7 protein-coding genes and 1 pseudogene are annotated in these 6313 nt (G+C 68.7%); 5 read left to right on the top strand and 3 right to left on the bottom strand.

Annotated features, from left to right (window positions below; translation table 11 throughout):
* The 3 genes and pseudogenes from ACTMTJ_RS42730 to ACTMTJ_RS42720 all read right to left on the bottom strand — a co-directional run.
* Window positions 1-134, bottom strand: a pseudogene (locus tag ACTMTJ_RS42730) (DoxX family protein); the annotation flags it as partial.
* A 32-nt stretch (window positions 135-166) separates the two neighbouring features.
* Window positions 167-2179, bottom strand: coding sequence for a hypothetical protein (locus ACTMTJ_RS42725; protein ID WP_441224496.1), 2013 nt, complete (start codon window positions 2177-2179; stop codon window positions 167-169).
* Window positions 2180-2199: 20 nt separating this feature from the next.
* Window positions 2200-2622, bottom strand: coding sequence for a PadR family transcriptional regulator (locus ACTMTJ_RS42720; protein WP_441224495.1), 423 nt, complete (start codon window positions 2620-2622; stop codon window positions 2200-2202).
* 120 nt (window positions 2623-2742) lie between these two features.
* Here ACTMTJ_RS42720 and ACTMTJ_RS42715 point away from each other — a divergent pair, with 120 nt between their 5' ends.
* The 5 genes from ACTMTJ_RS42715 to ACTMTJ_RS42695 all read left to right on the top strand — a co-directional run bounded on the left by ACTMTJ_RS42715 (window position 2743) and on the right by ACTMTJ_RS42695 (window position 6184).
* Window positions 2743-3381: a TetR/AcrR family transcriptional regulator gene (locus ACTMTJ_RS42715; RefSeq protein ID WP_441224494.1), complete on the top strand. Its 639-nt coding sequence runs from the start codon at window positions 2743-2745 to the stop codon at window positions 3379-3381.
* A 178-nt stretch (window positions 3382-3559) separates the two neighbouring features.
* Window positions 3560-4027 carry a hypothetical protein gene (locus ACTMTJ_RS42710; protein ID WP_441224493.1) on the top strand — a complete coding sequence of 156 codons (468 nt, stop codon included), beginning with the start codon at window positions 3560-3562 and terminating at the stop codon, window positions 4025-4027.
* A gap of 201 nt (window positions 4028-4228) precedes the next feature.
* Complete coding sequence (locus tag ACTMTJ_RS42705; RefSeq protein ID WP_441224492.1) at window positions 4229-4825, top strand: hypothetical protein; 597 nt, start codon at window positions 4229-4231, stop codon at window positions 4823-4825.
* Window positions 4826-5147: 322 nt separating this feature from the next.
* Window positions 5148-5960 carry a hypothetical protein gene (locus ACTMTJ_RS42700; RefSeq protein ID WP_441224491.1) on the top strand — a complete coding sequence of 271 codons (813 nt, stop codon included), beginning with the start codon at window positions 5148-5150 and terminating at the stop codon, window positions 5958-5960.
* Between the two features lie 23 nt (window positions 5961-5983).
* Window positions 5984-6184: a hypothetical protein gene (locus ACTMTJ_RS42695; protein WP_441224490.1), complete on the top strand. Its 201-nt coding sequence runs from the start codon at window positions 5984-5986 to the stop codon at window positions 6182-6184.
* Window positions 6185-6313: the final 129 nt, after the last annotated feature.

Genomic DNA, 6313 nt, shown 5'->3' with positions numbered 1-6313 from the left:
GCCCCGATCACCTTGGCCAACTCGTACGGCATCACGTCGTACGCGTTCACAGCCCGGCCCGACCCGGCAAGGTCACCAACCTTGGCGCCGCCGGCGACGAGCCAGACGGCGGCGAGGCCGAGCCGCACCAGCATGCCGAGCCACGGTCGGCCGCGAGCCCACCGGTTCACCCGCCCACCGGCGCGACGGTGGGCGTCGGGCCGCTCGCCGGCGCGGGTTGGACGAACGGATCGGCTGTCGGGGTGTCGCGGATCAGCCACCGGGCGAGGACCGCGGCGGCGGGGAAGACCGCCAGTAGCACGCCGGGTTGAAACGACATCGCCGCCACGGGATAGGCATCCGCGCCGTTGATGGCCCGCAGGAGGATGCTGGGCACGATCGCCGCGTAGAACGTGGCCGGGGCGAGTACGACCGGCGCCAGGACCGCGGCGACGGCCCATCCGCACCAATGTGCCGCATGGCCCGGCCTGGCCAGTGCGACGGCCGCCGCGCCAACCGCGAACAGCCCGGCGGCCACCCCGACGGCCTTCTCGCCGGCGGCCGTGGCGGCACCGACGGCCACGCTCGCGGCTACGAAGGCGAGCGCGAGCACGACGGTGGCGGCGAGGGGGATGGATCGGTCCCGCGCCGCCGCTGCCGCGAACACCGCCAGCACCACAAAGGCCGCCGGCACTACGACGAGCACGAGCCTGAGCACTGCGGCGCCCGCGGCGTCCGGCGGGACGTCGACCTGGGCGAGTAGCAGCGGTCCACAGGCGGCGGCCACCACCGCGGCGACGGCGTGCGCGCGCCGTACGGTGGTCGCGTCTTCGCCGGCGAGGTCGCCCCTTGGTCCGGACACCCACCACACGAGGCCGATGCCGACTGTCGCGATGGCGGCGGCGGTGGCGGCCGGCAGCGGTCCGTCTATAAGGGACGGACGGGTGAGCACGCCCTCGGCGGCCAGCAGCCACCCGCCAAGGAGCAGGGCCGCGAGTGTCGCGCCGCGACGGCGTGCGGCGACGATCCGCGCACCCAGCATCGTAAGGATCACCGCCCCCCAGCGCAGCTCGTCGGCCGACTCGGCGACCATCGCGGCCACGGCCGCGTCACGGCTTGCCAGCGGCGGCAGTATCGACGCCACGTACACCCAAGCGGCGAGCCCCACTACGACGGCGCCGCCCCCGGTCATGGCCGCGGCGCGCGCCAGCGTCCACTCAGGTGCTGAGCCGCTCGGCGCCGACGCGGTCGCGCCGGGCACGCGGGCGCGAGTGGCAAGCCCGAGGCCGTAGGCGGTCACCGTGGCGCCGAGCAGGAGCAGGACACCCGCGAGACTTTCCATGGCGCTGATCTGCCGAACGCCGACCAGTCCGCCGTCGAGCTGGGTGTCCATGATGGAGGCGATCGGGTCGAAGAACCTGCCTTCGTAGGCGGACTCGGGTGCGGCCGCGAGACCCACCGCCCAGGAGAGGACCGCAATCACGGGCAGGCCGGCGCACGCGAGCGGGACTCCCAGCCGCCAGCCTCGCTGGACGGTGAGGAACAGGACGCCAGCCAGCAGCGGGGCCGTGAGCGCGACGAACAGCAGCGCCGCCATGACATGCCCCTGGGGCATGACCAGGCCCGACAACACGCCCCCGACGGTCGGCGGGGCGCCGGGGCGCAGGCGATAGACGACCGGAAAGGCATCGGCCGGGCCGCTGAGCGCCCACGCGGACACGAGCAGCGGCACGGTCCAATAGACGAGATAGCCAAGGGCGGCACCGGTCGTAACGACTCCAGCGATGCGGATCGGGTGTGCCGTGGACGCGGTTGACCGCCGCCCAGCGAGGTAACACAACGGCACGACCGCCATGCCGAGCAGGACGCCCACGGGTAGGGCCCATGCCCCTGAGGAGGGGCTGAGGCGCAGTGGCCACATCTGGAGGATCAGCACGCTCAGCACCGCGAAGCCGGCGGCCGGGCGCAGCAGTGTCCCGAGCCCTGGCAACAGCTCGCGCCAGCCGCGCAGCCCGCTGCCGTCGTCTGGCGCCGGGCTTGTCGCGAGGCTCAACGCGAACGTGAATCGCCGCGGGCCGGACCGCGGCTCTTCGCGCAGCGCCTCCAGCTCGGCCGTCCACTCGTCACGCTGCTCGTCTCGCAAGGCGGGCGGCCAGCGCCGGGCTGCGCTGTCCACCAGGACGCCGACCAAGGTGTCCAACGCGCGGCTGTCTCCCGCCATCACGCCGGGCCCGGATTTGCGCTCGGACGGGGCAACACACGGCGCCCGCGTCCGCCCATCGCGCCACCGAGCTTTTCAGCGAGCTCGGCGACGCCTTCACGAGCCGCGACGACGCCCTCCGGCGTGAGGCGGTAATAGCGGCGCGCCGGGCGCGACGCGTCGGGGTCAGGCTGCTCCCACTCCGCCCGCACCCAGCCGGCATCACGCAATCGAGTCAGGATCGGGTAGAGCGTGCCGCTCGGCATCGCGGTCGCCCGCATGAGATCCAAGCCGTATCTGTCGGCCGTCGGGTCTTCCAGGAGCGCGGCGAGCACCTTCGCCACACCGGCGGTCACACGCACGTCGCCGGCCATCGCCACCCCGCCCAACTCGGTATCCGAGACATGTCGAGATTCTACATAGCCCACCACGTCGCCAGTCAACTACCTGCCGGGCCGGTCGCCAGGCGTCAGCCATCGATCGGTCGGACGACCGATTTTCCGATAAGCTAGCATTCGGGCGACCGACCGGTCACCTACCGTCGTACACGGAACAGGAGTGCGATGAACGAGGCACCTCGAGACACCGCGACCCGGATCATCCAGGCCGCTCGTTCATGTCTGCTCGCCGACGGCTACGCGAAGCTGTCAACCCGTAGGGCGGCCGACACCGCCGGGGTGCCGCTCAGTCAGATTCACTACCACTTCGGTGGTAAGCAGGGCCTCGTGCTCGCCCTCCTGGAGCACGAAAACCGGCAGCTCATCGAGCGACAGAAACAGATGTACGGCAGCGACATCCCGCTGTGGAAGCGGTACGAGCAGGCCTGCGACTTCCTCGACGAAGACCTCGCCTCGGGGTACGTACGCGTGTTGCAGGAAATGATCGCAGCCGGCTGGTCGGACACGGCGGTCGCCCAGCAGGTGCTCGAACTACTGCGCACATGGCTGAGCCTGCTCGAAAGCGTCGCGCGCGAGGCGGAGGAGCGCTTCGGCAGCCTCGGGCCGTTCACGGCCGGTGAAGTCGCCATGCTGATCGGGTTGTCGTTCATCGGCGGTGAGGCCGTGATCCTCCTCGGCGACGGGGCCACGTCCCGCAAGGCACGCACGGCGCTCCGCAGCGTTGGCAAGCTCATCCGGGCGGCCGAGGGAAAGCCGGCGCCGCGCACTCGGCACGCCGCGGCCCGACCCCGCAAGAGCCGCTGACGCGTCACCACGACGGCGAGCCCTGACCACCACTTGAAACCGCCGCGTGACCCGCTCGGGCGGCTCGCGGTCCAGCGGCAAGCCGGACTGGGGCTCTGCCCTCCTGTGACGACCGCGACGCCGGCAGTGTGTCACATGACCAGGTTGGCACCGCGGTACCACCCAACAATCATGGATCATGAAAGTTATTGCCAATTGGCATGGCCAGGGTCGCCGGGTCGTCATGGCGGCGTTCGCGCTGTTCGCGACGATGACAGTGGCGATTGCGTCGGCACAGCCAGCCGCCGCCGATCCGCCGTACGCGAAACCGAATCTGAAAGTGTTGTCGTGCGGCACGTTCGATGATCCCGTCAACTACGGCGACGGCATCGACTGGTACAAGTTCCGCTTCACGTACACCAACAACGGCCTCGTCGACACACACGCCGGGTTCGACGTTCAAGTGCTCTTGGTGTGGTCCGCGACGGGCGGCGCGGAGTCAGCCGTCGAATACCGGCAACCCAAGATGGTGAAGGGTGAGGTCGTCACCCGGGAATTCTGGGTAACCCGAAACGTCGTGACCTACGGGCTGGCCAGTGTCTGGCTCGATTCCCAGACCTCGATCGACGAGTTCGGTCACGAGGGCGACAACTTCTGCTCGATCTAGGAGACCTTTCAGGGTCGGGGTTAGGGCGGGCGTGGGCCGGTGGCGGCCCGCCGGCCCACCACGCACGTTGCCGCCGAAGTTGAGGGTTTTCCCTCCTGTCACGCGGACCCAACCACTGCCAGGTTTGGAACGCTGGCATCGGCTCTGGCGCCGACGGACATGCTCTTGTCCCACAATCACACTCAAGGGAGCTCTTCGCACATGCTCGATATGTTGACTGCCCCCAGCCGCCGCCTACTGGCGATCCTCCTCGCGACCCTCGCCGCCGTCGCGACGACCGTCGTAGCCTCGGCCACCATTTCCCCGGCGCGGCCGGCAGCGGCGGGGCAGATCTCCACCAGCCCGGCATGGTCCAAGCACATGATGATCATCAGCAACGCGAACGGCCCAAACCTGTGCCTGACCCCCGACGGCGCAGGCTACATCAACGCCCTGCCCTGCACCTGGCAAAACGAACAACGGTGGGACGCAAACGACAGCTGGCAATTCGCGTTCGGCGGCAAGACCGTCAACCGCCAGGGCCACCCGGACATGTGCCTCGGGGGCTTCATTCACCCGTGGACCACCACCGAGTGGCTGCGCCTCAAACCCTGCGTCAGCGACTACACCCAGGACTGGGTATTCGACTTCGAACCAGGCACGAGCCGCGTCCGTATCATCAACTACAAGTCCAAGAAGGCCGTCACGATCGGTGCCATGTCACCATCCGGCAACGGCGCCCCGCTGACCCTCATGCCGCAGCGAGAAGAGTCACCGGCCCAAACCTTCTCCATCGACAACTGCTACGCGTGCGGCTGACCCCTCACTTCCAGGTCGCGGCAAGTTGAGGGATCTCCCTCCTGTGCCCCGGGTCGCATGCCGTCAAACTGCGGTTGCTTGTGCCACCGGGTTGATCATCAAATTTGGAGTTTTCGTGAGGCTACTTGGCAGGGCGGCGACCGCCGGGCTCGTCGGCGCCGCCCTTCTTGTCCTGTCCGCGCCGGCAGGTGCTGCTCCAGGCGATACCCACCTGGTTGACATAGAGAGAGCGACAGCGATCTGCGTCGGAGCTGCCGCCGAATATCGGATCAGTCTGAGCGTGGCGAACAAGGATCCGCGTAACAGGACCACCCTAGTGGGTGTGACCGTGCTGCCTGACTCCCACCAGGATGTCGAGCCGATCGTCCTCGGTGCCGAGGGTTCCGGCAGTGACCGAGCAATCATTCCCGTCGTCCTCCCAGGATCGGCCCAGAGCGCACGGATCAGATTGGACTTTTCGTGGCCTGGAGGCGCTGAGAAGACCCAGGCATTTCAGGAGATGCAGCTTGATGGCGACTGCGACTCCCAGACGACGGAAACGCCGGTCACAACGGTGACGGGGGACACTGCCGTGTTTTTCGTTTTGGATGCGAAGGCCAGATGCGATGTGCGGACAGGCCGATATCGGATCGAGTGGGCCGTGAAGAACCTCAGCGCCAGCACCGTTCTCACCCTGGATTTGGCTGGCGGGTTCGGGGTCTCCGGCATCAACACCGCGGTCGTGACCCACGAAGGGCAGGAGTTCACTCGGACCCTGCGCCTCGAGCCGCAATCGGCAACCTTCGTGCACATCCTCCTGCCCGCCAACGCGATCGTGGCCCCCGGAGGAGTACGGCTCGACGCGGAAGCGACATTCGGTGATGGTGGACGCTTGCAGGGCAGCTCCACAGCGGAGGTGCCGAGCGAGCCCTGCGTCGCCCAAACCTCGGAGCCATCGCCAACCGCGGCTGCGCCACAGCCGAGCTCGACGGCCAGCGGCGGTCAACCACAACCCACGACAGCCGCGCCGAGCGGGGCCGGCGACGAACTACCGGTCACCGGCTTCGCGGCAGCCAGCGTACTCACCGCGGCGTTCGCCGTGGTCACAGTCGGAACTCTGCTCCTGCTGTTCGGCCGTCGTCGCCTCGGTGACTAGGACGCGTCGCCATCGCGGCCGGCGTGTTGCTGACACCGCCGCGGTCCGATGTCGTGCTTGGACTGCCGGCGTTGGTGGTCCCCCTGCCGTGTGCCTTGGAAGCGTACGTCTCGGCGCTGGACCCGAAGGCCGTGGGCGCCAACCTCGTCGGCGTCAGGCCGCTGGGGTTCGCCGAATCCTTCGGCTTCGCTGAGGTCGATGGTCAGGTCGAGCAGGCCCGCTGACCGCGGCAACCTGCTCACCGTCATGCGCCACTACCAGGTCACCCTTGGCGCTCGCACAATGGAGTCGCCGTCGAGAAGTAGCGGCCTACACTGTGGACATTCCCGCGCCGCAGGTGGCCCTTCGCGAAA

This window comes from Phytohabitans sp. LJ34 (assembly GCF_052068095.1).
Lineage (GTDB): Bacteria > Actinomycetota > Actinomycetes > Mycobacteriales > Micromonosporaceae > Phytohabitans.
Note: the sequence above shows the minus strand (reverse complement) of the source record. Positions and strands in the feature narration are given on the sequence as shown.